Source organism: Variovorax sp. P1_H12_2, assembly GCF_056405335.1.
In genome coordinates this window covers 1-1,260 of sequence record NZ_JBFUCI010000752.1, presented here as the reverse complement: position 1 = coordinate 1,260, position 1,260 = coordinate 1, and the positions used below count along the sequence as shown (strand labels likewise).

The window sequence follows — 1,260 nt, the reverse complement described above, 5'->3', positions numbered from 1 at the left end:
GATCGACACCGCGCTCGCGAACAACCGCGACCTGCAGGTGGCGATCCTCAACATCGAGCAGGCGCGGGCCCAGTTCCAGATCACCCGCTCGGCGCTGTTCCCGACGCTCAACGCGACGGCCGGCGGCTCGCGCCAGAGCCCCTCGCTCATCGGCCCGGGCGTGGCATCGAGCTACTCGGTCGGCCTGGGTGTCACGGCCTGGGAGCTCGACTTCTTCGGCCGCGTGTCCAGCCTCAAGGACTCCGCGCTGGCGCAGTACCTGGCCACCGAGGAAGCCCGCAAGGCGACCCAGATCAGCCTGGTGGCCGCCGTGGCCAACGGCTGGCTGGCCGTGCTCGGCGACGACGAGGCGCTGGACATCACGCGCCGCACCATGGTCACGCGCGACGACTCGCTCAAGCTCACCAAGCTGCGCTTCGACAACGGCGTGGCCTCGGAGATCGACTATCGCTTCGCCGAAGCGCAGGCCGAGACCGCGCGCGCGACCTACGCCCAGCAGCAGCGGCTGCGGATGCAGGACGAGAACGCGCTGGCCCAGCTCATCGGCGCACCGGTACCGCCGGAGACCATCGCCGGCAGCCCCGAGGGGCTGCAGGCGCTGGCGCCGATGCAGGAACTGCCGGCCGGCCTGCCCTCCGAGCTGCTGACCGAGCGGCCCGACATCCGCGCGGCCGAGCAGCAGCTGATCGCGGCCAATGCCAACATCGGTGCCGCACGCGCCGCCTTCTTCCCGCGCGTGACGCTGACCACCTCGATCGGCACGGCGAGCACCGAGTTCTCCGGCCTGTTCGACAGCGGTTCGAAGGCCTGGGCCYTCGCGCCGCAGATCACGCTGCCGATCTTCGACGCCGGCCGCAACCAGGCCAACCTGGATTCGGCCCGCGCCGGCCAGAAGATCGCGGTGGCGCAGTACGAGAAGTCGATCCAGTCGGCATTCCGCGAGGTGGCCGACGCGCTCGCGGGCCGCGCGACCTACGACGACGAGCTGCGCGCCCTGGTGGCCCAGTCCAAGGCCGAGGAGGTGCGCTTCCAGTTGTCCGACATGCGCTACCGCGGCGGCGTGGCCAGCGGGCTCGACCTGCTGGACGCCCAGCGCTCGCTCTTCACCTCGCAACTCGCGACCGCCCAGGTGCGGCAGGCACGGCTGCAGAACCAGGTCGTGCTCTACAAGACCCTGGGCGGCGGCTGGGCCACCAAGTGACGACCCGGGCCCCTGCGGGCCCGGCCCGGACGGCCGGGCCCGGGGGGCTCTCTATAATC

The 1,260-nt window shown here is 71.6% G+C and carries 1 protein-coding gene; it reads left to right on the top strand.

Going from position 1 to position 1,260, the window contains the following annotated elements:
• On the top strand, positions 1 to 1,201 hold a 1,201-nt coding region (locus tag AC1D2K_RS34860; protein WP_478095014.1), incomplete at its 5' end, for an efflux transporter outer membrane subunit.
• Positions 1,202 to 1,260: the final 59 nt, after the last annotated feature.